This is a genomic window from Streptomyces sp. NPDC059785 (assembly GCF_042732375.1).
Lineage (GTDB): Bacteria > Actinomycetota > Actinomycetes > Streptomycetales > Streptomycetaceae > Streptomyces.
This window is the reverse complement of sequence record NZ_JBHWHV010000052.1, coordinates 47,373-72,665: the sequence shown is the minus strand read 5'-3', so window position 1 is coordinate 72,665 and position 25,293 is coordinate 47,373. Positions and strand designations below refer to the sequence as shown.

Genomic DNA, 25,293 nt, shown 5'->3' with positions numbered 1-25,293 from the left:
GCTCCAACGCCGACCACTGCGCTTCCGTCAGATCCCCACGAGCCATGGCAAGTGATCATGACACGACCCTGATCATCTTTGAAAACAGACCCTAGGGGGAGTGCGTGCCAGGCGTCGCGCGCCCGGCCGGGGTTCAGACACAGGCTCTGACGCACGGACCGGGCGCCGGGGCGTCACAGTGCCGCCGTCACCAGCCTGCGGATCTCGTCCTCGCCGACCGTGCCGCCTCTCGTCAGGCGGTCGAGGACGAGCCCGTCCACGCAGGTGAGCAGCGTGATCGTACGGGCCTCGGCGTCGGCGACGCCCTGGGCGGCCAGGAAGTCCCGCACCACCTGCCGTCCCGCGTTCTCGCGCGGCACCAGGATCTCCCGCAGCCCGGGGTGGCGGACGCTCTCGATGGCGCAGGCGTAGCGCGCGAGCGAGCGCTGCCGTCCCTCCCCCGTGAGCCGCCGTTCGACGAAGGCGGCGATCCCGGCCATGAGTTCCCCGGTCACCCGGGCCCGGTCCACAGCGGATCGACGGTCCTGCGGGCCATCACCGAGCGGCCGGTTCCGCTGCGCACCGACTTCGAACCGACCTGGGGGCACGGCGCCGAGTTCGGTCACATCGCCTTCGCGGACGGCCGGGCCGAGTGGCACGCGGTGCTCAACTCGCCGCCCGGCACACGGCACACGGACGCCCTCGCCGCGCTGCGCCGCCGGTTCGCCGACTGGCACGATCCGAACCCCGCGCTGCTGGACGCCACCCGGCCGGACGCCGTCCTGCACCACGACATCCGGGAGCTGGTGACGCCGCTGCCCGCCTACGCCGAGGGCCGGGTCGTACTCGTCGGCGACGCGGCGCACGACATGACCCCGAACCTCGGCCAGGGCGCCTGCCGGGCCCTGGAGGACGCGGCCACGCCGGCCGCCGCGCTCGCCGGCGAGCCCACCGTCGCATCGGCACTGGCCCGTTACGACGCCGAGCGCCGCCCGCGCAGCCAGTCCGTGGCCCGGGCCGCGCGCCAGGCAGGCCGGATGGGCCGGCGACTGTCCAACCCCCTCGCCGTCGCCCTGCGCAACACGGCCCTCCGCCTGGCCCCGTCACGCACGACCGCCCGGGCCATCCTGCGACACGCCGACTGGGCGCCCCCGAGCCTGAACCGAGTGCATCGCCCCCGCTCCACGGCGGCGACGCACTCAGTGCCCGTCCCTCACCGGAGCCAGGCAGCGCGAGCGGGGCGGGCTCCACTTCGGCATTCGCGACAGCCGGCCGCCGGACCCCGTTAAGTTGCCGTGGTGACCTCGACACATGACGGGCGGGTGGCCGCGTACGCGGCTGTGGGGGTGCGGTTGTCGCTGTTCAGTGACCGGCGGCTCGGGGACGCGGTGGCCGCCGCGCCGGGGCTCGGGTCGGGCATCGGCGGCAGGTCGGCGGAGCTGGATGTCGGGGGCACACGCGTCTTCGTCAAGCGCGTACCGCTGACCGACGTCGAGCTGCGGCCACCGCATCTGCGGTCGACCGCCAACCTGTTCGGCCTTCCCCTCTTCTACCAGTACGGGGTGGGTTCGGCGGGGTTCGGAGCGTGGCGTGAGCTGGCCGCGCACCTCATGACCACGGCGTGGGTGCTGCGGAACGAGTACGCCGGTTTCCCGCTGCTGTACCACTGGCGGGTGCTGCCCGACGGCCCGCCCTCCGGATTCGCCGACGAGTTCGGCGGTGTCGCGGGAGCCGTCGCGCACTGGGAAGGGTCCCCGGCCGTGCGGCGCCGTCTGGAGGCCATCGGCAGGTCCTCCTCCAGCCTGGTCCTCTTCCTGGAACATGTGCCACTGACGCTCGCGTCGTGGCTCGCGACCGCCCGCCGGGCGGCCTGGCCGCGGCCGGACGGCACCTCGCCCTACCGGTGGGTCGAGAAGGAGCTGCGGCTGGGGACGGAGTTCATGAGCGCGCACGGACTCGTCCACTTCGACGCGCACTTCGGCAATCTGCTCACCGACGGCCGGCGGGTGTACTTCGCGGACTTCGGCCTCGCGTCGAGCCGCCACTTCGCACTCTCGCCGCAGGAGCACGCCTTCCTCACCGACCATCTCGTGTACGACCGCAGCTACGCGCCGAGCCACCTGCTCCGCCATCACCTGCCCGACGGCGTACGCGGCGGCACCGAACACGCAACCTTCCTGCGCGAATGGCTCGCGGGCCACCGCCCCGCCGCCGTCCCACCCGACCTGGCCACCGTCCTCGACCGCCACGCCCCGCACGCCGTCGTCCTCGACGACTTCCACCACCGGCTCCTCACCCGGAGCAAACGCAGCCCGTTCCCCGCGGCCGGGATCCGCCGCGCCCTGGCCGCTGCCGACACCGCCTGCCGGACCGAGTGAACGGGGCGTCCCCGCACGCGACTACGGCGTCGTAGCGTTCCCCAGGCGGGCGGCCAGTGTGATGGCGAAATCCTCCGCGCGGGCCAGTTGGGTGCGCAGGTCGGCGACGCGTTGCCGGGCGGCCTGCTCGAAGCCTCGTACGCGGTCCAGGAGTTGTGTCCGTTCCGCGGCGGGGAGGTCGTCGCCGGAGTCGAGGCGGTCGGTGGCCTCCAGCAGGTCGCGCATCTCGTCCAGGGTGAAGCCGAGCGGCTTCATGCGGCGGATGACCATGAGGCGGGCGACGTCGGCCTCGGTGTAGAGGCGGAAGCCGCCTTGGGAGCGGGCCGAGGGGATGACCAGGCCGGTCTCCTCGTAGTGCCGGATCGTGCGCAGCGACAGCTCGGTCCGTGCGGCGACCTCACCGATCTGCATGTGCTCGCCGCTCACGCGCCTGTCTCTCCCCTCGTCCGCCCCGCTCCCACGGGAACCGTCTCCATCTCTACCGTTACGTTAGGGTAGAGTTGCCCAGGTGCCGGGGACGGCTGTGCCGTCGGGTCCAGCATCCTGCATGTCAGCATTCCATGGTGCGGGATCCGGCCCCGTGCCGCTGCGCCGGGGCCGAGGAAGCCCCCGGCGGGGATCTACGCCGACGGCCGGCAGGCGACAGGAGAGAAGCGAGCGGATGTTCATGCCGTGCCGCGCCGCCGACTGTCCGCCGTGATGCTCCGCCCCTGAGCGTCGCCGCCGTCCGGCGGTGAGGCGCCTTCGGCCTGTTGCCGGCCGCGGCCCGCCGGCGCGCGAGGCCCACGCAGGGCCGGACCCGGCCCTCGCCCCCCTTCCGTACGCCCGCCCCTTCCGCACGCCCGCTCCCTTCCGCACGTCCATCCCTTCCGCACGCCCGCCCCGCCAAGCGTGCCCGATCACGACAGGTACCGTCCTCTTGTCCGTTCCCGTGCTCTCCCCCGCCGCCCGTCTGCGCGGCCTCAAGCCCGGCTGGGTGTCCGACCCGAAGGTGTGGCGCACCGAGGTCCTCGCCGGTCTCGTCGTCGCCCTCGCCCTGATCCCCGAGGCGATCTCCTTCTCGGTGATCGCCGGGGTCGACCCGGAGATCGGCCTGTTCGCCGCGTTCACCATGGCCGTCACCATCTCCGTCGTCGGCGGCCGCCGGGCCATGATCTCCGCCGCCACCGGCGCCGTCGCGCTCGTCATCGCGCCCCTGAACCGGGAGCACGGGCTGAGCTACCTCGTCGCCTGCGTCATCCTCGCCGGTGTCTTCCAGGTCGTCCTCGGCGCGCTCGGGGTCGCCAGGCTCATGCGGTTCGTGCCGCGCAGCGTGATGGTCGGCTTCGTGAACGCGCTCGCCGTCCTCATCTTCCTGGCCCAGGTGCCCGAGATGACGGACGTGCCGTGGGCCGTCTACCCGCTCATCATCGGCGGGCTGGCCCTCATGGTGTTCTTCCCCAGGGTCACCAAGGTGGTCCCGGCCCCGCTGGTCTCCATCGTCGTCCTCACCGTGATGACCGTGGCCGCGGGCATCGCCGTACCGACCGTCGGCGACAAGGGCGAACTCCCCTCCGCCCTGCCGGTGCCTGGCCTGCCCGACGTGCCGTTCACCCTCGACACCCTGACCACCGTCGCCCCGTACGCGCTCGCGATGGCGCTGGTCGGTCTGATGGAGTCGCTGATGACCGCCCAGCTGGTGGACGACATCACCGACACCCGCTCCGACAAGACCCGGGAGTCCATCGGCCAGGGCATCGCCAACATCGTCACCGGCCTGTTCGGCGGCATGGGCGGCTGCGCCATGATCGGCCAGACGATGATCAACGTGAAGGTGTCCGGGGCCCGCACCCGGCTGTCGACCTTCCTGGCGGGCGCGTTCCTTATGGTGCTGTGCGTCGTCTTCGGACCCGTCGTCTCCGACATCCCGATGGCCGCTCTCGTCGCGGTGATGGTGATGGTGTCCTTCGCGACGTTCGACTGGCACTCCATCGCGCCCAGGACGCTGCGGCGGATGCCCGCCGGCGAGATCACCGTGATGGTGCTCACCGTCGCCGTCGTGGTGGCCACCTCCAACCTCGCCATCGGCGTCGTCGTCGGCTCGGTCACCGCCGCGGTGATCTTCGCCAGGCGGGTCGCGCACCTGGCCGACGTCACCGCGGTCGTCGACCCCGACGGGAGCCAGGTCGTGTACCGCGTCACCGGCGAGCTGTTCTTCGCCTCCGCCAACGACCTGGTCACCCGCTTCGACTACGCGACCGACCCGGACAAGGTCGTCATCGACCTGTCGTCCACCCACATCTGGGACGCCTCTTCCGTGGCGGCCCTGGACGCGATCGAGACCAAGTACGCCCAGCGCGGCAAACAGGTCGAGATCACCGGCCTGAACGAACACAGCACCCGCCTCCGCGAGAAGCTGAGCGGAGCACTCACCTCGGGCCACTGACGCCCGGCGGCCGGCACTCAGGCGGGCGGCCAGTTGCGCAGGGCGGCGTCGGCGACCCGCTGGAGGTCGTCGCGGCCGGCGCCGCCGGCCGCCTGGACGGCGATGCCGTTCGCCACGGCCATGAGATAGCGGGCGAGTACGGCGGGGTCGGAGTCCGCGGGCAGGTCGCCCGCGGCCACGGCCTGCCGGAACCGGTCGCGAAGCCGGTCGGTGCCCTCGTTGCGCCAGGCGACGAGGGCGTCCCGGGCGGCGACCGCGGTGTCACCGGCGGCGAGGGACGCCTGGACGCCGAGACATCCGGCGGGGCAGTCGGGGCGGGTGGTGGCCCGTACGGAGCCGGCGAGGAACGCGGTGGCCACCCGCCGGGCGGTCGCCTCCTCCAGCGCCCGCGCCACATAGGAGGCGGGACCCTCCGTGTAGCGCTCCAGGGCCTTGCGGAACAGGTCCTCCTTGTTGCCGAACGCCGCGTACATACTGGTGCGGGTGATGCCCATGGCGCTGGTCAGGTCGGTGAGGCTGGCGCCCTCGTAGCCCTTCTCCCAGAAGACCCGCACGGCCCGTTCCAGGGCCTCGTCGGCGTCGAACCCTCTCGGCCGCCCCACCAGCGTCCTGTGCTGCGTCTCCATGCCCTCGATCATACCTCTTCTGTACCGAGCGGTCCGTAAGTGCTACGGTCGCATTCAGTACCGATCAGTACTTAAATCTGTGGAGGTCAGCACCATGGCACAGCTAGAGGGCAAGACCGCCGTCGTCACCGGCGGCGGCACGGGGATCGGCCTGGCCAGCGCGGTACGGCTGGCGGACGACGGCGCGTACGTGTTCATCACGGGGCGGCGCAAGACCGAGCTGGACGCCGCCGTGGAGACCATCGGCGCCGACCGGGCCACCGCGGTGGCCGGCGACATTTCGGACCTGGCCGACCTGGACCGGCTGTACGACGCCGTACGCGCCCGGGGCCGGGGCATCGACGTCCTGTTCGCCAACGCGGCGACCGCCTCGCTGGTGACACTGGGCCAGATCACCGAGGAGGACTTCGAGCACATCTTCGGCATCAACGTGCGCGGCACCCTGTTCACCGTGCAGAAGGCGCTGCCGCTGCTCAACGACGGCGCCTCGGTGATCCTGAACGCCTCCACCGCCGCCGACAACGGCGCGGAGGCGTTCGCCCTCTACGGGGCGTCCAAGGCCGCCGTCCGGTCCTTCGCGCGGACCTGGGCCAACACCGGCGCCCTCAAGGAACGCGGCATCCGGGTCAACGCGATCTCGCCGGGCCCGATCGACACCCCCGGGATCACCGCCCTCTTCGGCGAGGAGAACGCGGCCGGCGCCCGCGAACACCTCGCGACGACCGCGGCGATCGGCCGGATGGGACGCCCGGAGGAGGTCGCCGCGGCCGTCGCGTTCCTCGCCTCCGACCAGAGCAGCTTCGTCCTCGGCGCCAACCTGTACGTCGACGGCGGCGAGAACCAGATCTGATCCGCGCCTCCCCCGCCGGCCGGAGCCGGCCGCTCCCGGCGAACGGACCCGCCCGTCAGGCGAGTTCGGCGTCGAGGGCGCGGCCGGCGGGGCCGCGGGTGTGCACCCACGCGGGCAGGGCGGTCAGCGCCGCCACCGCAAGCAGGGTGGCGAGGGCGACGGTGAGCAGCCACGCGGTCGCGGGCACCCACATCTCGAAGGAGAACAGCCCGTACAGACCCAGCCCGGCCGGGATGCCCAGCACCACCCCGGGCACGGCGGACAGGAGCTGCGCGACGCAGAGCGCCGTGACGACCTGGCCGGGCGTGGCGCCGAGGGTACGGGTGATGGTCAGGGCGCGCCGGGCCTGCACCGCGGTGCGCCAGCCGAGGAAGACGGTGTTGAGCGTGGACAGCGCCGCCAGCGCGAGGGTGACACCGAGCAGCGTACGGTCGGTCAGGACGTCCCGGTCCTCGCTGATCCGGCTGTACGCGGGATCGGCGTGGAAGGTGAGCACCGCGGTGACCATGACGCAGGTGGCGGCCGTACCGACGGACGTCAGGGCGGCCCGCCCCGGCCGGCGGGCCAGCAGCCGGACGCCGAGCAGGAGCGAGGTGGGCAGGTACGCCGTCAGGGCGGTGAGCCGCGGGTGGTACGTGAGCAGGTGCGCCGGGTCGACCAGGGCCTGGACGGTACTGGCACGGGCGGCGCGCAGGACGGGTCCGAGCGTACCGGCGAGGGAGATCACGACGGCGGCGAGGACCGCGGCGACGACGGTGTCGGTGGACGGAGGGCCGGCGGAGTCGAGCAGCCCGGCACTGGGCACGGCCAGTCCGGGCGCGGCCAGGGTCGCGAAGGCCAGTCCGAGCGCGGTGGCCACGACGGTCAGCAGCAGGTGCTGCGTCAGCAGGACGGCGGCGACGGTGCCGGGGCCCGCGCCGACGGCCTTGAGCAGTCCGGCACGCCGGTTGTCGCGGGTGGCGCGTACGGCCGCCAGCGCGGCAAGGGTGACGATCGCGGCCGCGGCGAGCAGCCAGCCGCCGATGACCAGGGTGGGCTGGGCGAATTTGATGATCTTGGAGTCGGCTTCGAGGACGACCTGCCAGTTGCGGGTGTTGACCCAGTCGGCGCCTCTGCGGTCCTTGGTGAACACGGTCCTGGCCCACTGGGCGGCCGTGGAGGGGTCGGTCAGCCGCACGCGGATGGTGTAGACGCCGGGATCGTCGCCCGCCGCCGCGCGGGTGTCGGCCTCGGTGAGCCAGACCCTGCCGCCGCCGTCGGACGGGCCGGGGCCCTGCGCCCAGTCGCTCCACGGGTACACACCGGTGGCCGCGCTGACCGCGGTTCCGACGACCGGGTAGCCGCGCCCGCCGATGGTGACGCGGTCACCGACGCGCACGCCGAGCTTCTCGGCGAAGGCGCGCTCGACCACCACTCCTTTGGACCGCACCCAGGTGCCGGAGGTCACCAGGGGCCGGTCCACGGCGGACGGTGCGCTGCCGCGGCCCTCGACCGCGGAGCGCTCGGTACGGCCGTGCGCCCGAACGGTGGTGCTGAACGAGAAGACGGGATCGGCCTGTTCGGCCACGCCCGGCGTGCGCGCGATGCGTTCGGCCACCCGGGACGGGTCCGTGGCCGTCGTGATGGCGACGACGTCGGGTCCGGCGGTGGCCTCGCGCGTCTTCAGGTACGCGGTCTCCACGGCGTCCCTGGTCGCCAGTCCGAGGGCGAGGCAGGTGATGGCGGTGGTGACGGCGATCAGGAACATGACCACCTCGCCGGGGTGGCGGCGCATGTCACGTGCGACGAGACGCCACGTCAGGAGCAGGTGTCCCATCCGTCAGCCCTCCCAGCCCAGCAGCGCGCCGAGCCGCGGGCCGCCGCCGCTGTCGCCGCCGCCCCTGCCGCCGGTGCCGTCGCTGTCGCCGCTGTCGCCGGTCAGGCGGGTGTCGTCGGCCAGCCGCCCGTCGCGCAGGGAGACGACACGGTCCGCGGTGGCGGCGACGCGCTCGTCATGAGTGACCACGATCAGCGTCTGGCCCGCGGCGCGCAGCTCGCCGAAGAGGCGCAGGATGTCGTGGGTCGCGGCGCTGTCGAGGTTCCCGGTGGGTTCGTCCGCGAGGACCACCAGCGGCTCGTTGACCAGGGCGCGGGCGATGGCGACCCGCTGCCGCTGCCCGCCGGACAGCTCCGAGGGCAGGTGCCGGGCCCGCTCGGCGAGTCCGACCCGGTCGAGCAGTGCGTCGGCGCGGCGGCGGGCGGCGCGCGGTGCGACGCCGGCGAGCAGCGCGGGCAGTTCCACGTTCTCCGCCGCGGTCAGCTCGTCCATCAGGTGGAAGCTCTGGAAGACGAAGCCGACGGCGCGGCGCCGTAACCTGGCCAGGGCCCGTTCGCCGAGCCGGTCGATGCGCCGCCCGCCGAGCCACACCTCGCCGCCGGTGGGCCGGTCGAGCCCGCCGAGCAGTTGCAGCAGCGTCGACTTGCCGCAGCCGCTCGGCCCGGTCACGGCGAGGGTCTGCCCGGCGGGTACGTCGAGGTCGACCCCGTCGACGGCCCACACCGCGTTCTCCTCCTCCCCGTAGACCCGCGCCAGGCCGGCCGTGCGCAGCACCGGCCCGTCCGGACCACCGGCCCGGCCGCCGACGGGCCCCTCATGCACACCCGGGCCCCCACCCGCGCCCGGCCCCGCACCCGTACCGGGGTCCGAACCCGGTCCGCCGTCCGTGCCCCTCCACCGCGACCGGCCTCCGATCCGCCGACCGTGTTCCGTCATCCGACCCCTCCGCCTTTCGCACGCCCGGCGCGGGCGGACCAGGTCCGCTCGCACGCCTGAAGCCAGCGCAGATCGGCCTGCAACCGCAGGGCGACGCCCTCCAGAAGCAGTCCGGCCTCCGAATCCGTCTCCTGAGCGAGGGCGGCACGCTGGGCCTCGGCGAGATGGCGCATCAGTTCCCGCCGCCGCGCGTCCACGAGCGCGAGCGGATCGGCGAGTCCCGACTCGGCGGCGGCCACCAGTTTCAGGTGGACGTCCGCCACGTCCGCGCGGGGCCCGGCGCTCTCGGCCAGCCACGCGGCCACCCGCTCCTGCCCCGCCGCGGTCAGCGCGTACACCTTGCGGCGCGGGCCGCGCACCGGTGTGTCCTCGCGCTCCTGGACGACAAGGCCCGCCTTCTCGAGCCGGGTGAGCGTGACGTAGACCTGCCCCGCGTTCAGCGACCCGCCCAGCGGCCCGAGCGCGGCCGCCAGCCGTCTGCGCAGGTCGTACCCGTGCGACGGCTCCTTGGCCAGCAGCGCCAGCACCACGTCCTGCACCCGACCGCCCTCCTCAGGGCCCAATAGATAGCGGTTATCCATAAGGACGTCAAACGCCGGCCGCGGAAGGACGGGCCGAGGGTGGCTACGGGCGGAGGGCGGCGATTCCGGCCAGGATGAGGTCGATGCCGCCGAGGAACTCCGCCCGGTCGTCGTGCCCGCTCAGCTGTCCGGCGACGTCACGGGTGAACGGGTACTGCTCGGGGTCGAGCCCGGCCCAGGTGGTCGCCACTGCGTCGAGGAACACGGCCCGGTCCGTGCCCGGTTCGACCGATTCCACGTTGACGGCGTTCTGGCCCGCCACTCCGAGGACGTAGTGCATCAGCGCGGACGCCGCGGTGAACTGGGCGGCTGCGGGCACGCCCAGCGCCTGGACCTGGCGGCCGATGCGCTCGAAGACGTGCAGCATCGGCGGCTGCCACGAGGTGCGGGCGAGCTGCTTGCCGACCCAGGGGTGTACGTCGATCGCGTCGAACAGGCCGAGCGCGAGGGTGTGGATCGCCTCCCGCGGCGTGCTGTCGGCGGCGTCGAGGGCGATGGCGGGGGCGACGACCGCTTCGGTGGCGGCGGCGAGCAGTTCGGCCCGGTTCGCGACGTGCCAGTAGATCGCCCCGGGTCCGGTCGCGAGGCGCTCGGCCAGCGCACGGAAGGTGAGCCCGCCCTCCCCCACCGAGTCGAGAAGCTCGACGGCCGCGCCGACGATGCGCTCCCGGGAGAGCGGTTCCTGCCGTCGTTCCACTCGCCGCGTCCTGGATGCCATGGCCCCATCCTAGCCGCTCTGGAACATCGTTCCAGCTTGACAACGTATGGAACGGCGTTCCACCCTGGATTGACTGGAACGGCGTTCCAGCATCGGTCGGCCGGGCGTCCGCCCGGCCCCCGCGACCAGGAAGGAAGCCCGTCATGACCACCCACGTCACGATCATCGGTGCCGGACTCGGCGGCCTCGTGCTCGCCCGCGTCCTGCATGTCCACGGCATCCCGGCCACCGTCTACGAGGCGGAGTCCTCCCCGGCCGCGCGCTCGCAGGGCGGCATGCTCGACATCCACGACCACAACGGACAGCCGGCCCTGGAGGCGGCCGGCCTGCTCGACGCGTTCCGCGCGCTCGTCCTGGAGGGCCGCCAGGCGATGCGGGTCCTCGACCGGGACGGCACCGTCCTGCTCGACGAGCCCGACGACGGCACCGGCGACCGCCCCGAGGTGCAGCGCGGCGAGCTGCGGCAGTTGCTGCTCGACTCGCTCCCGTCCGGCACGGTGCGGTGGGGCCGCAAGGTCAGCGGCGTCCGCCCCCTCGGCGAGGGCCGCCACGAGGTGACGTTCGCCGACGGCGGCACCGTCGCCACCGAGCTGCTGGTCGGCGCGGACGGCGCGTGGTCCCGGGTCCGGCCGCTGCTCTCCGCCGCGACACCCGAGTACACCGGCCGGTCGTTCGTCGAGACCTGGCTGTACGACAGCGACACCCGCAACCCCGCCGCCGCGAAGACGGTCGGCGGCGGGTCACTGATCGCCTCCGCGCCGGGCAAGGGGATCCAGGCGCACCGCGAGAGCGGCGGGACCCTGCACACCTACGTGGCGCTGACCGAGTCGCAGGAGTGGTTCGCCGCCGTCGACTTCACCGACGCCGCCGCGGCCACCGCCCGTATCGCGCGCGAGTTCACCGGCTGGGCGCCCGAGCTCACCGCGCTGATCACCGACAGCGACACGGCACCGGTGCTGCGGCCGCTGCACGCGCTGCCCGTCGAGCACCGCTGGGACCGGGTGCCGGGGGTGACCCTCGTCGGCGACGCCGCCCACCTCGCCGCCCCGAACGGCGAGGGCGCCAACCTCGCCATGTACGACGGCGCCGAACTCGGCAAGGCCCTCGCCGCACACCCCGACGACGTCGAGACCGCGCTCGCCGGGTACGAGCGGGCCATGTTCCCGCGCAGCGCCGAAGCCGCCGCCGACGGCGACGAACTCCACGCGCTCCTCTTCGGCGACGACGCGCCCCACGGCCTCGTCGCCATGTTCACCGGCACCGAGCCGGACGCCACTCCGGGCGACGCTCCGGGCGGCCACTGAAACCGAACCGGCGGGCGGGCCGGGCGCCGTCGCGAAGGCCGCCTACGCCCGCTCCGGCCCCGGCGCCTCGGTACCGCCCGAAGCCGTCGCGTCACCCGCATCCGTCACATCGCCCGGAGCCGTCGTCTCCGCGCTCGTGTACAGCACCTCGCGTGCCTGCTCGGCGGCGCGTACGAGGCTTTCGCCGACGAAGTCGAGGAAGCGGGCGATGTTCTCCAGGCGGGTGGCGGCCGGGGTGCCCCGGCCGAGGACGCCGACGCCCTGGCGTGCGGTCTCGACGAGCTGAGCGTTGGACCGGGCACTGGCGATCATCGCCTGGTACCAGAGCTCGTCGTCGACGACGTAGCGCTCGCGGCGGCGTTCGTCGCGCTCCCGCCGGACGAGGTCCTGGCTCTCGAGGAACGCGATCGCCTTGGAGACGGAGGCGGGGCTGACCTGGAGGCGCTGGGCCAGCTCCGACGCGGTGAGGCTGCCCGCGTCGGTGGTGTAGAGACAGCTCAGCACCCGGGACATCATCTTGGGCAGGCCCGATGCCATCATGACGGTGGTGAACACCTCCTCGTACTCGCGCACGGCCCCGGTGTCGCGCCCGTGCGCCTGCCAGGCCGTCTGAGCCTTGGAGGATGCGGTCTGTCCGCGCCGGCGGGCGCGGCGCTCCGTGGCGCGGTGGGCCAGGTCGGCACGGTAGGCGGTCGGGCCGCCGTTGCGCATCACCTCGCGCGTGACCGTCGACGTGGGGCGGTCCAGGCGTCGGGCGATCTCCGCGTAGGCGAGCCCGTCGGCCAGCCCCAGCGCGATCTGCTGACGCTCCTGCTGAGTGAGTCGGCCTCCCGGCACGCGCACGCTCCTCTCACGTTCTCCTACCGCTCCGAACTTAGCGTTCACCTTCAGCCCAATGCAACGAACCGTGTGATCACCGTTGCGTTACGACGCAAACCGTTGCAATGAAACTATGCTCTTGAACTGCGCTAACTGGTTTTCTGCGCAATGAAGTCGTTGTCAGTACCGCGAACGCAACGTAGCGTTTCCGGTATCAGAAAGCAGCGGCACGCAGCACTCAAGGAGAGCATCATGCAGAAGTTCGACACCTCCGCCCCGATCTCCGCCGTCCTCGACATCCCTGCGGGGCGCGTCCAGCTCATCGCCGCCGACCGGGCCGACACCACGGTCGAGGTGCTGCCCGCGGACGCCGGCAAGGGCCGCGACGTGAAGGCTGCGGAGCAGACCGAGGTCGAGTACGGCGACGGCGTCCTGCGGATCAAGGGCTCCGCGAAGAACCAGCTCCTCGGCGCTTCCGGTGCCATAGAGGTGACGGTCCAGCTGCCGGCGGGCTCCCGTGTCGAGGCGAAGGCGGCCAGCGCGGAGTTCCGGGCCGTCGGCCGGTTCGGTGACGTCGTCTTCGACGGCGCGCACGGCACGGTCAAGATCGACGAGGCCGCGAGCGCCCGCCTCACCGTCCAGGCCGGCGACGTCTCGGTCGGCCGTCTGACCGGCCCCGCGGAGATCGGCACCCAGAAGGGCGACATCCGGATCACCGAGGCCGTACAGGGCACCGTCGTCCTGCGCACCCTGTCCGGCAACGTGTCGGTCGACGCGGCCCGCGGCGTCTCCGCCGCCCTGGACGCCGGCACCTCCCACGGCCGGATCGACAACTCCCTCAAGAACGCGGACGGCGACGCGAGCCTCAAGATCCGGGCGACCACCGCCCACGGCGACATCACCGCCCGCAGCCTCTGAAGCGGCACCGCCCGGAACGCGGCCGGCCCCGGCACGACCGGCTCGTACGCCGGGGCCGTGCGGCGGCCGGCCACCGCACGGCCCCGGCCGGTGTCAGCGGTCCGTGGCCGGAAGGTCCGCGAGGCCCGTGTCGAGCATGATGCGGCCGATCGTCGCCGCGAGGGTGCTGTCGGCGCCGATGACGGTCTCGACGCCGTCGGGCAGCAGATCGCGCTCCCGGTACCAGGTGCGCATCTCCGCCTCGCCGTACGTGTCCGACTGCGGCTTGGTGGCGTGGCGGGCCAGGGTCTCCGCGAACGGCACGTCCAGGTAGTAGGCGTGGCTCGGCCCGCGGTGGTCGGCGCACAGCTCCGCGAGCATGTCGCCGTAGTGGTCGGCGTACAGGATGCCCTCCACCACGACGTGGAACCCGGCGTCGAGGGCGTAGCGGGCGGTCAGGCCGATCAGGCCGATGTTGGCGGCGCCGGGCCGGTCGCGCTCGCGCAGGACGACGCGGCGCAGATTGTCCTGGCCGACCAGCGCCAGGCCGCGGCCGAAGCGCTCGCGCAGGCCGGCCGCCACGGACGACTTGCCCGAGGCGCTGTTGCCGCGCACCACGACCAGCCGGGTCTCCTCGCTCCCCACCTTCACGCGGGCACCCTACCGGCCGGCCGCACCGGGGCCGGGCGCGGGCACCGGCAGGCGCAAGAACCCCGACAGCAGCGGGTGTTGACACTGTTGGCTAACAGCATTAGCTTTTGGCTAACGCAATTAGCCAGCAGCCACGCGGAGGAAGTCATGACCGAGTACCTCGCCGTCGACGGCGGCACCCTCGCCTACGAGGTGACGGGATCCGGCCCGTTGATCGTTCTCGCGCACGGGATGGGTATCAGCCGGGACGCGTACCGTGCGGTGGTCCCGCAGCTGGTGGCGGCGGGCTACCGGGTCGCAGCGGTCGACCTGCGCGGCTGCGGCGAGTCCAGCACCGACTGGCCCGACTGGAGCCGCACCGCCATCGCCGGTGACCTGCTCGCCCTCGTCCGCCACCTCGGCGGCCCGGCCGTGCTCGTCGGCCACTCGATCGCCGGCGGCGCCGCCACCATCGCCGCCGCGCAGGAGCCCTCGCTGATCAGCGCGGTCGTGGAGCTGGCCCCGTTCACCCGCAAGCAGTCCATCCGCCTCGGCGACCTGCGGGTCAAGCGCTTCCGGCGGGGCATGCTGCGGCTGCTCGGCGCGGGGATCTTCGGCAGCGTGCGGCTGTGGTGCGCCTACCTGGACGTGGCCTACCCCGGTGTGAAGCCCGCCGACTGGGCCGAGCAGCTCGGCCGCGTCGAAGCCCGGCTGCGCGAGCCCGGCCGGATGAAGGCCCTCCAGGGCATGGGCCGCTCCGCCCCGGACGACGCCGGCGCGCGACTGGCGGACGTGCGCTGCCCCGTCCTGGTCGTGATGGGCACGCTCGACCCCGACTGGGCCGACCCGCACGCCGAGGGCTCGGCCGTCGTCGCGGAGCTGCCGTCCGGCCTCGGCAGCCTGGAGATGATCGAGGGCGCCGGGCACTACCCGCACGACCAGTTCCCCGACCAGGTCGTCGCGCTGACGCTGGCCTTCCTCGGTTCGGACGCCGCTCGTGCCTAGGGCGGGACTGCAACCGGCGGCCGTGGTCGCGGCCGGTGCCGCCCTCGCCGACGAGGTCGGTCACACCCGCCTGACGATGGGGCTGCTGGCCGAGCGGCTGGGCGTGCGCACCCCGTCCCTGTACAAGCACGTCGGCGGGCAGGACGACCTCAACCGGCGCATCGCGGCCCTGGCGTTGAGCGAGGCCGCGGACGCCGTCGGCACCGCCGTCCAGGGCTACGCGGGCCGCGACGCGCTCGCCGCCGCGGCGCGCGCCTTCCGCGGCTACGTCCTCGAACACCCCGGCCGCTACGCCGCGACCGTCGGCGTGGAACCCACCGGCCCCGACGACCCGCTGGCCGCCGCCGCGCGACGGCTGCTCGACGCGTTCATGGCCGTACTGCGCGGCTACGAGATCGAGGAGCCGGCCGTCAACCACGCCCTGCGCACGCTCCGCAGCCTCTGCCACGGCTACGCCACCCTCCAGGCGGCGGGCGGATTCCAGTGGGGCACCGACATCGACGAGAGCTTCGAGTGGCTGATCACCTTCGCGGACCGGGGGCTGCGCGCCAGGTGAGTCCGCCGGTCACGCCGGAGGGCCGCACCCGGGAAGCCGGGCACGACCCTCCGTACGCCCGGACCGTGCGTCCGGTCCCCCGGCGGGGAGTGGTCGGGTCAGTAACCGCTGATGGTGATGGCCAGGTCCGTGATGTTCAGCGGGAACTGGCCGATGGAGGTCGGCTCACCGGTGAGCAGGTTGACGCTGTAGAGCGACGGGGTGCTTGCGCCGTACGGCGTGAGCGACGCGAAGGCGTCGTTGGCGATCGTCTTGCCGTTGCTCAGCGTGCTGAAGATGTCCATGCCCGCGTTGGTCCCGGCGTCGAAGCCGAGGAGGCCCGTCGAGACCAGGTTGCCCGCGTTGGGCGGCGACTGGATGACGACCTGGTCGTTGAACGTGTCGACGTCGGCCAGGGTCGTCCCGGTGGACCCGACCAGGTCGTTGTTGGTGTACGCGGCGGCGGTGACGCCCTGGGCCATGGTGGTCGCCGGCGGGATGTTCAGGGCGCCGTCGGTGACCGTGGTGTGGTCGTTCAGGTTGTGCCGCAGGTTCTGCCCGTAGTCGCTGATCACCCGCAGCCGGTCGGCGGCCGGGTTGAAGTCGATGTCGAACGTCGTGCCGTAGAGCGCCACCTGGAGCTGGGAGACCTTGGTGACCACCACGTCGGCGGTGGCCGGCGGCGTCTTGATCGTGTAGATGCCGCCCTTGTCCCCGAGCCCGTACAGGAGGCCGTCCTGCACCCGGTGGTCGATGCCGACCAGTCTGGTGTCGCCGCTGAGTCCGACGATGACCTGGACCCAGTCGAGCTTCTTGGGGTTGTCGGTGGTGAAGGTCGCCATCAGGGTGCCGTCACCCGTGATGCCGTACGCCCGCAGACTGGGGGTGGCGGCGGGGGCCGCGGAGCCGACACCGGGCGTGCTCACGACGAGCGCGGTCGCCGCGCACGCGGTGGCCACCGCCGCCGCGATTCTCTTCCTCGTCCCTGCTTTCATGGTCCTTTCCCTCCCGTGAGAACGAATGTGCAGACATGTAGAGCCATGCCGGGCCGCGTGGTGCGGGCACGACGGACCGGGGCGTCCTGAACGCCCGCTGGACAGGGGTGGAACGCCGTATCGCCCAGCGCCCGGACTCATTAAGCCCAGGCCGGCGCATCCCGACAAGCGGATCGGGCGACGGGAACGCCCGGCTCCGGGAAGTTTGCGCGAGGTGACAGATCCGGCCCGGCGCTGCCCGGCGCCGCTTCACCCGGAGTGACAACCACCGTCCGGTTTTGGCCTGTCGGCACCCTTGCGCCGGTGACATGCTCATGCCTCATGGGGAGCCTCTTCGCCGAGCTGGCCCGGCAGGCGTCGGCCAACGCGCGCCGGGAGGTCGACACGTACCTGCGGGAGATCCCGGAACTCGGCTTCCTCGACGCGGATGCCCCGGCCATGGCCGAGGCGCTGGAGTACGCGGTGTGGTTCCGGCGCCGCACGGTCGAACTCGCCCCGGACAACGGCATCCTCACCGACGACGACCTCGGCTACATCGCTTCGATGGGCGAGGCGCGCGCCGCGGCCGGCATGTCGGTGACCTCGCGCCAGCGCGTCCTGCGCGTGCACACCGAGCTGATGCTGCGCGAGATCAACGAGGCGACCGAGGCCCAGCGCGGCGAGAGCCTCGACGAACTCATGCGGATCATGGCCTGGTTCGCCCCGCAGGGCGAGCGCGGCATCGGCGCCTACCGCCAGGGTTTCGTCACGGTGCTCCAGCGCCGACTGCCGTACGTCGAGCAGGTCGCCCTGCTGGCACGGGCGCTGCTCACCCAGGACCCCGCGGCCGGCGAACTCGCCCGGGTCGCGGGCCTGCCGCTGGCCGGGCACTACGCGGTGACCGTGATCCGCGTCCCCGACCGCCCCGCCGGTGACCGCGACCTGGAGAACGAGATCGAGGCGCTCGCCAAGACCCACGAGGTGCCGGTCACCTGGTACCCGGCGCGCGGCGGCCGGGGCGGCGAACTCATCGCCCTGATCCCCGCCACGGACGACGACACCGCGCGTGACGGCACCGCACGTGACGGCACCGCACGTGACGTGACCGCACAGCGGCACGCCTCGACCGGCGCCGCCTCCGACGCCGGGCAGTCCGGCGCCGGGCAGGAGGACTTGCCCGAGCCGCTCGACCGCTCGACCGGTCTCGTCCAGGACTTCGCCGGGGCGCTCGGCCGGCCGTGTGCCGCCGGGACCGCCACCGCGCCGCTGTCCGGGCTCGCCGACGCGCTCGACCGGGCGCGGCGGATCAGCCGGGCCGCCCCGCTGCGGCGCTCCTCGGCGCGGCTGCGGCCGCACACGATGGCGGACGTCTTCATCGAACTCGCGGTCGCCGACGTGCCGTTGGCCGACGACTGGCTGCGTACCGTGGCGCGGCGCCTCGAACCGGGGCCGGACCTGCTGCACACCCTCGACACCTACTACCGCCACGACATGAACCGCGGCGCCACGGCGGCGGCCCTCAACGTCCACCCGCGGACCCTGGACTACCGCCTGCGCCGCGCCCGGGAGCTGACCGGCCTCGACCCGAACTCCACCCACGGCGTACGCGCCCTCAGCTCCGCCGTCACCCGCAGCCTGTCGGGCGCCTGGCGCTGAACCGGTCCCCGCCGGGGCCCGTGATAGTTTCTGTGCCGCGCCGTGCGCCGCTACGAACCGAGGAGGTGGGACCCATCAACGCAGTGACAGGTCGGGCCTCCCTCCCCCGCATGGCTCCGGGAGTGCCCGCAGACGGCATCCCGGAAGGTTCACCACGCTATGCGCTTCACCTCTGAGACGTCCTCCGACGGCATCCGCGAACAGCTCTTCCTCCTCGACGGGATCCCCGGCGTCCTGTGGACGCCGGACGGCGCCGCCGGTCCGCGTCCGCTCGTCGTGCTGGGACACGGCGGCGGTCAGCACAAGAAGGCCCCCGGGACGGCGGACCGTGCCCGCCGTTTCGTGCACGAGCTGGGTTGCGCCGCGGTCGCGGCCGACGTACCCGGTCACGGTGACCGGCCGCCGCACGAGGAGTACGGCCGGATCGCGGCCGAGAACCAGGCACGCGTGGCGGCCGGTGAGGAACTGGCGCCGCTGATCGCCGCTTTCCAGGCGCTCGTGGCCCGCGAGACCGTGCCGGAGTGGCGGGCGGTGCTGGACGCGGTGCAGCGGCTCGGCCATGTGGGCGCCGGTCCGGTCGGCTACTGGGGCGTGTCGCTGGGGTGCGGCCTCGGCGTTCCGTTCGTCGCCGCCGAACCCCGCGTCCGTGCCGCCGTGCTGGGCCTCGGCGGCGCCTCGGCCTCGGCCGGGGACGCCGCGCGGATCACCGTCCCGGTCGAGTTCCTGGTGCAGTGGGACGACGAACGCGTACCGCGCGACCAGTGCCTGGCGCTGTTCGACGCCTTCGCCTCGGCCGAGAAGACCCTGCACGCCAACCCTGGCAGGCACGGGGACGTCCCGGCGTACGAACTGGACAGCGCGGTGCGGTTCTTCGCCCGGCACCTCGTCTGACGCGGGCGCCGGCGGGTCAGTGGGCGATGGAGTCGATCAGGTTCCGCGCCCCCTGACGGAGCAGGGCCACGGCGACGGAGGTGCCGAGGGTGGCCGGGTCGAGCGGCCCGGCCCATTCGTGGGCGTTGAGCACGGTCTTGCCGTCGGGGGTGAACACGCAGGCCCGCAGGGAGAGATCACCGTTGCGGGCGGCCCTCGCGTGACCGGCGATGGGGCTGTTGCAGTGGCCCTGGAGGACGTGCAGGAACATCCGCTCGGCCGTGGCCTCGCGGTGGGTGTCGGGGTGTCCGAGATCGCTGACGGTGTCGATGAGGTCGGTGTCGTCCTCGCGGCACTGGAGGGCGAGGATCCCGGCACCGATCGGCGGCGTCATCACCTCGGTGGACAGGATCTCGGTGATGACGTCCTCGCGGTCGATGCGCTGGAGACCGGAGACGGCCAGCAGCAGGGCGTCGGCCTCGCCCGCGGCGAGCTTCTCGAGCCGCCGGTTGGCGTTGCCGCGCATCGGTACACAGGTCAAGTGCGGGTGGGAGGCGGCGAGCTGGGCGATACGGCGGACGGAGGAGGTACCGATACGGCTGCCCGCGGGCAGGTCGTCCAGGGCGACATGGTCGGGGTGCACGAGGGCGTCGCGGACGTCGTCCCGCTTGAGGAACGCCGCGAAGACCGTCCCGGCCGGCAGCGGGCGGTCGGCCGGGACGTCCTTGACGCAGTGCACCGCAAGGTCCGCGCGCCCTTCGAGGAGGGCCGCGTCGACCTCCTTGGTGAAGGCGCCCTTGCCCTCCACCTGCGCGAGGTCGCCCATCCACTTGTCACCGGTGGTCTTCACGGGCACGACCGCGGTACGGATCTCCGGGTGCAGCGCGGCCAGCTCGGCGCGGACGCGCTCCACCTGGGCCAGGGCCATGGGCGAGTCGCGCGAGACGATGCGGATCAGTTCTGGGGCGGACATGCCGTCCACCATAGACCTCGGGAGCAGACTCACGGACCGGGCGCGTCCGGGGTTCAGTCGCGCACGACGCGCCACCGGTTGTCGGCCGTGCCGTTGTCGGAGTCCTGGACAGCGAAGGCGCCGACGGCGGTGGAGCCGCCCGCGATGGCGAGGAGCTTGCCGCTGTTCTCGTTGCGGATCTTGCAGGTGCCGTCGTTCTGGTCGAGCAGGGTCCAGCGGTGGTCGGCGGTGCCGTTGTCCGCCCATTGCAGCACGGTCGCGTTGTCGGCCGTGGACATGGACTGGACGCCCAGGACCTTGCCGCTGTGGGCGTTGCGGAAGCGGAAGGCGCTGCCGTCGCCGACCATCACCCAGTTGTGGTCGGCGGTGCCGGAGTCGTTCCACTGCAAGGCCCGGCCGCCGTCGGCGGTGGACATGTCCTGGATGCCCAGGACGAGGCCGCTGGCCGCGTTGACGAGGCGGACGGTGGGGGCGGTGCCGGTGCTCCAGTAGACGGTGTAGTTGTGGCCGTGGGCGTCGTGGAACGGGCCGAGGCCGACGGTCGCGTTGTTCGCGGTGGCGGTGAAGGTGAGCGCGCTGGTACTGGTCCGCGCGATGGTGGACGTGTTCAGCGAGGGCAGCGAACCGAGCGTCGTACTGCCGTAGTTGCCGGACAGGACGACCGGGCCGTAGGTGACCGCGGCGACGCTCGGGTCGTCGTTGGCCGGGCGCAGGACGACCCGCATGGGCAGGCGGACGGTGACGGTGTCGCCGTCCGTCCAGGCGCGGCTGAGGGTGGCGTAACTGCCGGGTGTGGCGGTGATGTTCTGGGCGGTGCCGTTGACGCTGATGACGGCGCCGGTGGTCCAGGACGGGATGCGGATGCGCATCGCCCAGGTTCCGGCGGCGCTGCCGGTGACGCGCAGGGTCGTGGTGTCGCTCGCCGGGAAGGACGTGGTCTGGGTGACGGTGATGCCGCGCTGGGTCCAGGTCAGGACCGAGGGCACGAACAGGTTTACGGTCAGGGTGGTGTCGGCGTAGTAGTAGACCGACTCCATCAGGCGGGTGTGCATCTCCAGGCCCGTGCCCTGGCAGCACCAGAAGGTGGTGTAGTCGGTGCTCCAGGTGCCGCCGCCCCAGGCCGGGCCGACCCCGCGCCGGCCGCCGGGGTTGAGCGGGGTGAAGTAGGTGACGTGGCCGTGGGCGTCGGCGGGGTTCTGCTGGCCGATGATCTGGTTGAGCCAGGCCTGCTCGTAGTAGTCCATCAGGGCGGCCCTGCTCGGGTCGAGGGCGAACAGTTCCCGGGTGAGCGTGAGCATGTTGATCGTGTTGCAGCTCTCGCAGGTGTCCTGGTTCAGGTACGCGGCGATGGCGCCCGGGGCGCGGAAGTGCTCGGCCTGGCTGTTGCCGCCGATGGCGTAGGTGTGGGTGCCGACGCAGATGTTCCAGGCGTTGGCCGCGATGTCGCGGTAGCGCGTGGTCCCGGTGGCCTTGTACGCGCGCACCGCGCCGATCCACTTCGGCACCTGGGTGTTGGCGTGCAGGCCGCTGAGCTGGTCCTGGTTCGCGGCCAGCGGGTCGAAGACGGCGGCGTGGTCGAAGCGGCGGGCGGCGGTGAGCCAGCGCGCGTCGCCGGTCTGCTGGTAGAGGTCGGTCAGGACGGCGTTCATGCCGCCGAACTCGGTGCCCAGCACGGCCTGCATCTGCGCCGTGGTGAGCTTCCCGGTGCGGGTGTCGACCCAGCCCGCCAGGGCCAGCAGCACGTCGCGCGCCTGGGTGCTGCCGATCTGCCGCCACACGTCCAGCAGGCCGGTGAGCGTCTTGTGGATCGTGTAGTACGGCACGTTGCCGTTGCTCAGGGTGCCCTGTTCCAGGGCGGTGAAGTCGGACTCCGGGTAGCCGGAGAGGTACCCGGCGCCGAAGCCCGCGGCGCCGTTGTTGGCCTGGCACTTGGCCAGTTCCGCGACCATGTGTGTCGCCTTGTCCCGGCAGACGGTGTCCCCGGTCACGGCGTACGACTGGGCCCAGGCGGTGAGGAAGTGGCCCTGGACGTGGCTGCGGAAGGGGAACGTCGGCGCGTCCCAGCCGCCGTTCGCGGCTGCGCCGTTCGTGGACAGGCCGTGGTTGGCTCGGAAGACGTACAGCAGCCGGTCGGCGTCGACGGCTCGCAGGTAGGCGGTGGTGCGGTTCTGGTTGTCCAGCCATCTGCTCGTGGTCAGCCGCACCTGGCCGAGCTCGAAGGGGCGGGCCAGGACCCCGGTGTCGGCGCGGGCCGGCGGGACGACGGCCGCGTGCGCGGGGGAAGCGCCGAGGAGCGGCCCCGCGGCGGAGGCGACGGCCGTGGCTCCGGCGGCTTGCAGGAGGCGGCGTCTGCTGAGGGAGGAGGACGACGAGGACATGGTGGCGCGCCCTTTCGCGACGGGGAAGGCGGGTCTGCCGGTGTGCGGGGTCTGCCGGGTCCGCGGGCGCGGAGCGGCAGACGGTCCGGCCGTTCCGTTCGGTATTTCGATCGCCGTTCGAGGTTCCGCCCGGAACCGTAGAGGGCGCTTACTGCGGCGTCAACCGTGTCGACACGCCGCCATCACAGATCGCCCGGGACGCCGTACGAGGGGGCGGAGGCGGGGTCGAGTCCGCGCCGTACGTTGTCGTCGCGCTGCGGCAGCCAGACGTCGACGAGTGCGGCGAGCCGGTCGATGGGGTCGTCGGCCCAGTCCACGCGCAGGTCGGTCACCCGCCGGTCGACGACCGCGAGGCCCGCGGAGTGCAACGGCCCCTCCTCGCCCCCGGCCTCGACAGCGGCCCTCATCGCGGTGATCAGCCGTTCCTCCAGCTCGCCCGTGGCGGCGGAGTAGGCGTCGAGGAGGACACCGGGGGTGTGCTCGCCGCTCAGCATGTTGCCGGCCGCGACCGCGCCGTCCGCGCCGGCCGAGGCGTGCTTGCCCAGGGTGTGCGCGCCGCTGAAGGCGAACCCGGGTCCGGTGCGGCCGAGGACGGTGAGCTGCCGGTAGCCGATGCCGTCGGCCGCCCCGGTGACCTCGTCAGCGCCCGTGAGGCGTCGCCGTGCTCGGCGAGCCGCTCCAGCAGCCGGGTGCCGAGCTTCGGGTCGGTGATGTTCTGCGAGGCAGCGGCGCCGACCCCGGGCTTGAGGTGAGCCACCCGGGCGAAGACGGCGGGGCTGGAGGAGCCGGCCGCGATGCCGAACCGGTGCCGCTCCAGGACGATGTGCGGTATGCCGTGGGCGCCCAGGTGCTCGCTCATCGCGACGCCCGCCCGGCCCGCCCCGACGACGACTACTTCGGTCTCTTCACTCAGCGTTCAGCCTCCACTCAGGCGGTGGTCCGTCCCGGTGTCGCGGTGACGGTGCTACCGCACGAGACATCCTTGGGCGCGCCTCAAAGACTGTCCAACAGATGTTTCCGCTGTAAGTGATCGGATCTACAGAAGTGGAAGGTGTAGCTCCGCTACATGCCTCGCGCGCACCCGGGGCCGGAAAAAGTTTCTGGACAGGTGTAGACATGTTCCGGCGGCGCGCCTACCTTCTAGACATGCCTGGACAGGTTCATAAACACCATCGCGTCGCCCGCGTGCTCGCCGAGGAGATCCGCCGGGGCGTGCACGCCGACGGCAGCAAGCTCCCCGGGGAGCACGCGCTGCGGGAGCGGTTCGGGGTCAGCCGCACCACCGTGCGGCAGGCCCTCGGCGTGCTCGGCGAGCAGGGGCTCATCGAGACCCACGCCGGGATCGGCTCGATAGTCACCTTCGACGGCACCCCGCTGGACCAGCGGCTCGGCTGGACGCAGGCGCTCGCCGCGCAGGGCACCGAGCTGACCACGCACACCCTGCGGTTCGAGCGGATACGGGACGCGGCCCTCGCCGCCGAACTCGGCCTCAAGACGGCCGAGTTCACCGCCCTGGACCGGGTGCGGCGGCTGCCGGACGGACACGGGGTCTCGCTCGAGTTCAGCCGGGTGCCCGCCGTCGGGCCGCTGGCCGATCTGGCCGAGCGCGGTCTGGACGGCGGTTCCCTGAGCCGCACCCTCACGGCCGCGGGCCGCGTCCCCGAATCCGGCGAGGCCGACATCTCCGTCACCGGGCTGACGGAGACCGACGCAACGGCCCTGAACCGCTCACCCGGCGAGTCCTTCCTGCACGTCGCCCAGGTCTTCCGGGACGCGGACGGCGAGGTCGTCGAGCAGGTCACCAGCCTGCTCGACCCGTCCCGGTTCCAACTGCACATCCGTACCGGCCGAGGAGGCCACTCGTGACCGTCACACCCGACACCCCGCTGCTCGACCGCGCCCTCGGCGCGTTCTGGGGACTCGCGCTGGGCGACGCCCTCGGCATGCCGACCCAGATCATGTCCCGCGCCGACGTCGCGGAGGTCTACGGCACGGTGACCGGCTTCGAGGCGTCCCGGTCCGACAACCCGGTGAGCGCCGGGATGCCGGCCGGTGCCGTCACCGACGACACCGACCAGGCGGTGATCGTGGCCCGGCTCCTGGTCGAGGGCGGCGGGCACATCGATCCGCTGCGCTTCGCCGAAGCGCTGCTGACCTGGGAGAAGGAGATGAAGGCCAAGGGCTCCTTCGATCTGCTCGGCCCCTCGACCAAGGCCGCCCTGGACGCGGTGGCGCGCGGCACCGACCCCAGGGAGGCCGGGCGGAACGGCACCACGAACGGCGCCGCCATGCGGGTCACCCCCGTCGGCATCGCCTTCGACTGCGGCGACCTGGACCGCTTCCTCGACCGGGTCGTGGAGTCCTGCCAGGTCACCCATGACACGACCGTAGGCATCGCCGGGGCGGCGGCCGTCGCCGCGGCCGTCTCCACCGGCGTCGCGGGCGGTTCGCTGGACGACGTCTTCGAGGCCGCGGTCACGGCGTCGGCCGCCGGTGCCCGGCGCGGGCACTGGATCGCGGGCGCCAGCATCCCGGCCCGTATCGCCTGGGCCCGCGACCTGGTCGCGGGTCTCGACGAGACCGCGGCGCTCGACCGGATCGACGCGCTGATCGGCACCAGCGTGGCCAGCCAGGAGTCCGTCCCGGCCGCGTTCGCCGTGCTCGCGCTGACCGGCGGCGACCCGTGGCGCTCCGCGCTGCTGGCCGCCAATCTCGGCGGCGACAGCGACACCATCGGCGCCGTCGCGGGCGCGATCGCCGGTTCCGTGCACGGCCTGAGCGCCCTGCCCGCCGCCGCCGTCCGCACCCTGCGCGAGGTCAACGACCTGGAACTGGAGCCGTTGACCCGGCAGTTGCTCGCCCACCGCGCGCACTGACCCCCGCCCGCAGCAGCACCCTTCCCCGTCTGCTTTCCCATCTGCACCGAGCAAGAGCAAGGAGGTT

General features: G+C 72.8%; 22 protein-coding genes and 3 pseudogenes. 12 read left to right on the top strand and 13 right to left on the bottom strand.

Annotated features, from left to right (window positions below):
- Nucleotides 1-173 precede the first annotated feature (173 nt).
- Nucleotides 174-491 (bottom strand): annotated as a pseudogene (locus ACFV6E_RS31955) (TetR family transcriptional regulator C-terminal domain-containing protein); the annotation flags it as partial.
- Here ACFV6E_RS31955 and ACFV6E_RS31950 point away from each other — a divergent pair.
- Nucleotides 483-1,139, top strand: a pseudogene (locus ACFV6E_RS31950) (FAD-dependent monooxygenase); the annotation flags it as partial. The pseudogenes ACFV6E_RS31955 and ACFV6E_RS31950 sit on opposite strands and share 9 nt — an antisense overlap.
- A gap of 138 nt (nt 1,140-1,277) precedes the next feature.
- Entirely contained in the window at nt 1,278-2,357 is a 1,080-nt protein-coding gene (locus tag ACFV6E_RS31945) for a protein kinase family protein (protein WP_385175710.1), read from the top strand.
- 21 nt (nt 2,358-2,378) lie between these two features.
- Here the strand turns inward: ACFV6E_RS31945 and ACFV6E_RS31940 are convergent, their stop codons facing one another.
- Complete coding sequence (locus tag ACFV6E_RS31940) at nt 2,379-2,783, bottom strand: MerR family transcriptional regulator (protein WP_385175712.1); 405 nt, start codon at nt 2,781-2,783, stop codon at nt 2,379-2,381.
- A 493-nt stretch (nt 2,784-3,276) separates the two neighbouring features.
- Between ACFV6E_RS31940 and ACFV6E_RS31935 the strand changes: the two genes are divergently transcribed.
- On the top strand, nt 3,277-4,782 hold the full coding sequence (locus ACFV6E_RS31935) for a SulP family inorganic anion transporter (RefSeq protein WP_385466353.1): 1,506 nt from the start codon (nt 3,277-3,279) through the stop codon (nt 4,780-4,782).
- A 17-nt stretch (nt 4,783-4,799) separates the two neighbouring features.
- Here ACFV6E_RS31935 and ACFV6E_RS31930 read toward each other — a convergent pair whose 3' ends face one another.
- Nucleotides 4,800-5,408 carry a TetR/AcrR family transcriptional regulator gene (locus ACFV6E_RS31930; RefSeq protein ID WP_385466350.1) on the bottom strand — a complete coding sequence of 203 codons (609 nt, stop codon included), beginning with the start codon at nt 5,406-5,408 and terminating at the stop codon, nt 4,800-4,802.
- A gap of 94 nt (nt 5,409-5,502) precedes the next feature.
- On the opposite strand from ACFV6E_RS31930, the gene ACFV6E_RS31925 reads away from it, so the two are divergent.
- On the top strand, nt 5,503-6,258 hold the full coding sequence (locus tag ACFV6E_RS31925) for an SDR family NAD(P)-dependent oxidoreductase (RefSeq protein WP_385175721.1): 756 nt from the start codon (nt 5,503-5,505) through the stop codon (nt 6,256-6,258).
- 55 nt (nt 6,259-6,313) lie between these two features.
- Here the strand turns inward: ACFV6E_RS31925 and ACFV6E_RS31920 are convergent, their stop codons facing one another.
- From ACFV6E_RS31920 to ACFV6E_RS31905, 4 genes are all read right to left on the bottom strand, one after another.
- A complete protein-coding gene (locus ACFV6E_RS31920; RefSeq protein ID WP_385466347.1) occupies nt 6,314-8,074 on the bottom strand; it encodes an FtsX-like permease family protein in 1,761 nt (586 codons plus the stop codon).
- A 3-nt stretch (nt 8,075-8,077) separates the two neighbouring features.
- Entirely contained in the window at nt 8,078-9,010 is a 933-nt protein-coding gene (locus ACFV6E_RS31915; RefSeq protein WP_385175727.1) for an ABC transporter ATP-binding protein, read from the bottom strand.
- Nucleotides 9,007-9,549, bottom strand: a complete 543-nt coding sequence (locus ACFV6E_RS31910) for a PadR family transcriptional regulator (protein ID WP_385466344.1) — start codon at nt 9,547-9,549, stop codon at nt 9,007-9,009. Before ACFV6E_RS31910 ends, ACFV6E_RS31915 begins: the two co-directional genes overlap by 4 nt.
- A gap of 85 nt (nt 9,550-9,634) precedes the next feature.
- Complete coding sequence (locus ACFV6E_RS31905) at nt 9,635-10,309, bottom strand: TetR/AcrR family transcriptional regulator (RefSeq protein WP_385466341.1); 675 nt, start codon at nt 10,307-10,309, stop codon at nt 9,635-9,637.
- A gap of 143 nt (nt 10,310-10,452) precedes the next feature.
- Between ACFV6E_RS31905 and ACFV6E_RS31900 the strand changes: the two genes are divergently transcribed.
- Nucleotides 10,453-11,613 (top strand): FAD-dependent oxidoreductase, encoded by a 1,161-nt coding sequence (locus tag ACFV6E_RS31900; RefSeq protein WP_385466338.1) that lies wholly within the window; start codon nt 10,453-10,455, stop codon nt 11,611-11,613.
- A gap of 42 nt (nt 11,614-11,655) precedes the next feature.
- On the opposite strand, the gene ACFV6E_RS31895 is transcribed toward ACFV6E_RS31900, so the two are convergent.
- Nucleotides 11,656-12,450 carry a helix-turn-helix domain-containing protein gene (locus tag ACFV6E_RS31895; protein ID WP_385466335.1) on the bottom strand — a complete coding sequence of 265 codons (795 nt, stop codon included), beginning with the start codon at nt 12,448-12,450 and terminating at the stop codon, nt 11,656-11,658.
- A 234-nt stretch (nt 12,451-12,684) separates the two neighbouring features.
- Here ACFV6E_RS31895 and ACFV6E_RS31890 point away from each other — a divergent pair, with 234 nt between their 5' ends.
- Nucleotides 12,685-13,350, top strand: a complete 666-nt coding sequence (locus tag ACFV6E_RS31890) for a DUF4097 family beta strand repeat-containing protein (RefSeq protein WP_385466332.1) — start codon at nt 12,685-12,687, stop codon at nt 13,348-13,350.
- Nucleotides 13,351-13,443: 93 nt separating this feature from the next.
- Here the strand turns inward: ACFV6E_RS31890 and ACFV6E_RS31885 are convergent, their stop codons facing one another.
- Complete coding sequence (locus ACFV6E_RS31885) at nt 13,444-13,980, bottom strand: AAA family ATPase (protein WP_385174592.1); 537 nt, start codon at nt 13,978-13,980, stop codon at nt 13,444-13,446.
- Nucleotides 13,981-14,127: 147 nt separating this feature from the next.
- On the opposite strand from ACFV6E_RS31885, the gene ACFV6E_RS31880 reads away from it, so the two are divergent.
- Both ACFV6E_RS31880 and ACFV6E_RS31875 read left to right on the top strand, forming a co-directional pair.
- Nucleotides 14,128-14,964, top strand: coding sequence for an alpha/beta fold hydrolase (locus ACFV6E_RS31880; protein WP_385174595.1), 837 nt, complete (start codon nt 14,128-14,130; stop codon nt 14,962-14,964).
- A 22-nt stretch (nt 14,965-14,986) separates the two neighbouring features.
- On the top strand, nt 14,987-15,520 hold the full coding sequence (locus tag ACFV6E_RS31875; protein WP_385174619.1) for a TetR/AcrR family transcriptional regulator: 534 nt from the start codon (nt 14,987-14,989) through the stop codon (nt 15,518-15,520).
- 98 nt (nt 15,521-15,618) lie between these two features.
- Here ACFV6E_RS31875 and ACFV6E_RS31870 read toward each other — a convergent pair whose 3' ends face one another.
- Nucleotides 15,619-16,494, bottom strand: a complete 876-nt coding sequence (locus ACFV6E_RS31870; protein ID WP_385174598.1) for a DUF4394 domain-containing protein — start codon at nt 16,492-16,494, stop codon at nt 15,619-15,621.
- A gap of 321 nt (nt 16,495-16,815) precedes the next feature.
- On the opposite strand from ACFV6E_RS31870, the gene ACFV6E_RS31865 reads away from it, so the two are divergent.
- Together ACFV6E_RS31865 and ACFV6E_RS31860 are read left to right on the top strand one after the other, a co-directional pair.
- Entirely contained in the window at nt 16,816-18,129 is a 1,314-nt protein-coding gene (locus tag ACFV6E_RS31865) for a PucR family transcriptional regulator (RefSeq protein WP_385466329.1), read from the top strand.
- Nucleotides 18,130-18,288: 159 nt separating this feature from the next.
- Nucleotides 18,289-19,020 (top strand): dienelactone hydrolase family protein, encoded by a 732-nt coding sequence (locus tag ACFV6E_RS31860; RefSeq protein ID WP_385466326.1) that lies wholly within the window; start codon nt 18,289-18,291, stop codon nt 19,018-19,020.
- Nucleotides 19,021-19,036: 16 nt separating this feature from the next.
- Here the strand turns inward: ACFV6E_RS31860 and hemC are convergent, their stop codons facing one another.
- The 3 genes and pseudogenes from hemC to ACFV6E_RS31845 form a co-directional block, all read right to left on the bottom strand.
- The gene (gene hemC, locus ACFV6E_RS31855) at nt 19,037-19,972 is read right to left on the bottom strand and encodes a hydroxymethylbilane synthase (protein WP_385174606.1); all 936 of its coding nucleotides are present in this window, start codon (nt 19,970-19,972) and stop codon (nt 19,037-19,039) included.
- Nucleotides 19,973-20,025: 53 nt separating this feature from the next.
- Entirely contained in the window at nt 20,026-22,350 is a 2,325-nt protein-coding gene (locus ACFV6E_RS31850; RefSeq protein ID WP_385174607.1) for a beta-L-arabinofuranosidase domain-containing protein, read from the bottom strand.
- A 182-nt stretch (nt 22,351-22,532) separates the two neighbouring features.
- Nucleotides 22,533-23,209, bottom strand: a pseudogene (locus ACFV6E_RS31845) (DUF1028 domain-containing protein).
- 287 nt (nt 23,210-23,496) lie between these two features.
- Here ACFV6E_RS31845 and ACFV6E_RS31840 point away from each other — a divergent pair.
- Complete coding sequence (locus ACFV6E_RS31840) at nt 23,497-24,216, top strand: GntR family transcriptional regulator (RefSeq protein WP_385174609.1); 720 nt, start codon at nt 23,497-23,499, stop codon at nt 24,214-24,216.
- On the top strand, nt 24,213-25,226 hold the full coding sequence (locus ACFV6E_RS31835) for an ADP-ribosylglycohydrolase family protein (RefSeq protein WP_385174611.1): 1,014 nt from the start codon (nt 24,213-24,215) through the stop codon (nt 25,224-25,226). Before ACFV6E_RS31840 ends, ACFV6E_RS31835 begins: the two co-directional genes overlap by 4 nt.
- Nucleotides 25,227-25,293: the final 67 nt, after the last annotated feature.

Coding starts and splice junctions, on each gene's coding strand:
- ACFV6E_RS31930 (WP_385466350.1), bottom strand. CDS start 5,408: ATGGAGACGCAGCACAGGACGCTGGTGGGGCGGCCGAGAGGGTTCGAC.
- ACFV6E_RS31925 (WP_385175721.1), top strand. CDS start 5,503: ATGGCACAGCTAGAGGGCAAGACCGCCGTCGTCACCGGCGGCGGCACG.
- ACFV6E_RS31920 (WP_385466347.1), bottom strand. CDS start 8,074: ATGGGACACCTGCTCCTGACGTGGCGTCTCGTCGCACGTGACATGCGC.
- ACFV6E_RS31915 (WP_385175727.1), bottom strand. CDS start 9,010: ATGACGGAACACGGTCGGCGGATCGGAGGCCGGTCGCGGTGGAGGGGC.
- ACFV6E_RS31905 (WP_385466341.1), bottom strand. CDS start 10,309: ATGGCATCCAGGACGCGGCGAGTGGAACGACGGCAGGAACCGCTCTCC.
- ACFV6E_RS31900 (WP_385466338.1), top strand. CDS start 10,453: ATGACCACCCACGTCACGATCATCGGTGCCGGACTCGGCGGCCTCGTG.
- ACFV6E_RS31890 (WP_385466332.1), top strand. CDS start 12,685: ATGCAGAAGTTCGACACCTCCGCCCCGATCTCCGCCGTCCTCGACATC.
- ACFV6E_RS31880 (WP_385174595.1), top strand. CDS start 14,128: ATGACCGAGTACCTCGCCGTCGACGGCGGCACCCTCGCCTACGAGGTG.
- ACFV6E_RS31870 (WP_385174598.1), bottom strand. CDS start 16,494: ATGAAAGCAGGGACGAGGAAGAGAATCGCGGCGGCGGTGGCCACCGCG.
- ACFV6E_RS31865 (WP_385466329.1), top strand. CDS start 16,816: ATGGGGAGCCTCTTCGCCGAGCTGGCCCGGCAGGCGTCGGCCAACGCG.
- ACFV6E_RS31860 (WP_385466326.1), top strand. CDS start 18,289: ATGCGCTTCACCTCTGAGACGTCCTCCGACGGCATCCGCGAACAGCTC.
- hemC (WP_385174606.1), bottom strand. CDS start 19,972: ATGTCCGCCCCAGAACTGATCCGCATCGTCTCGCGCGACTCGCCCATG.
- ACFV6E_RS31850 (WP_385174607.1), bottom strand. CDS start 22,350: ATGTCCTCGTCGTCCTCCTCCCTCAGCAGACGCCGCCTCCTGCAAGCC.
- ACFV6E_RS31840 (WP_385174609.1), top strand. CDS start 23,497: ATGCCTGGACAGGTTCATAAACACCATCGCGTCGCCCGCGTGCTCGCC.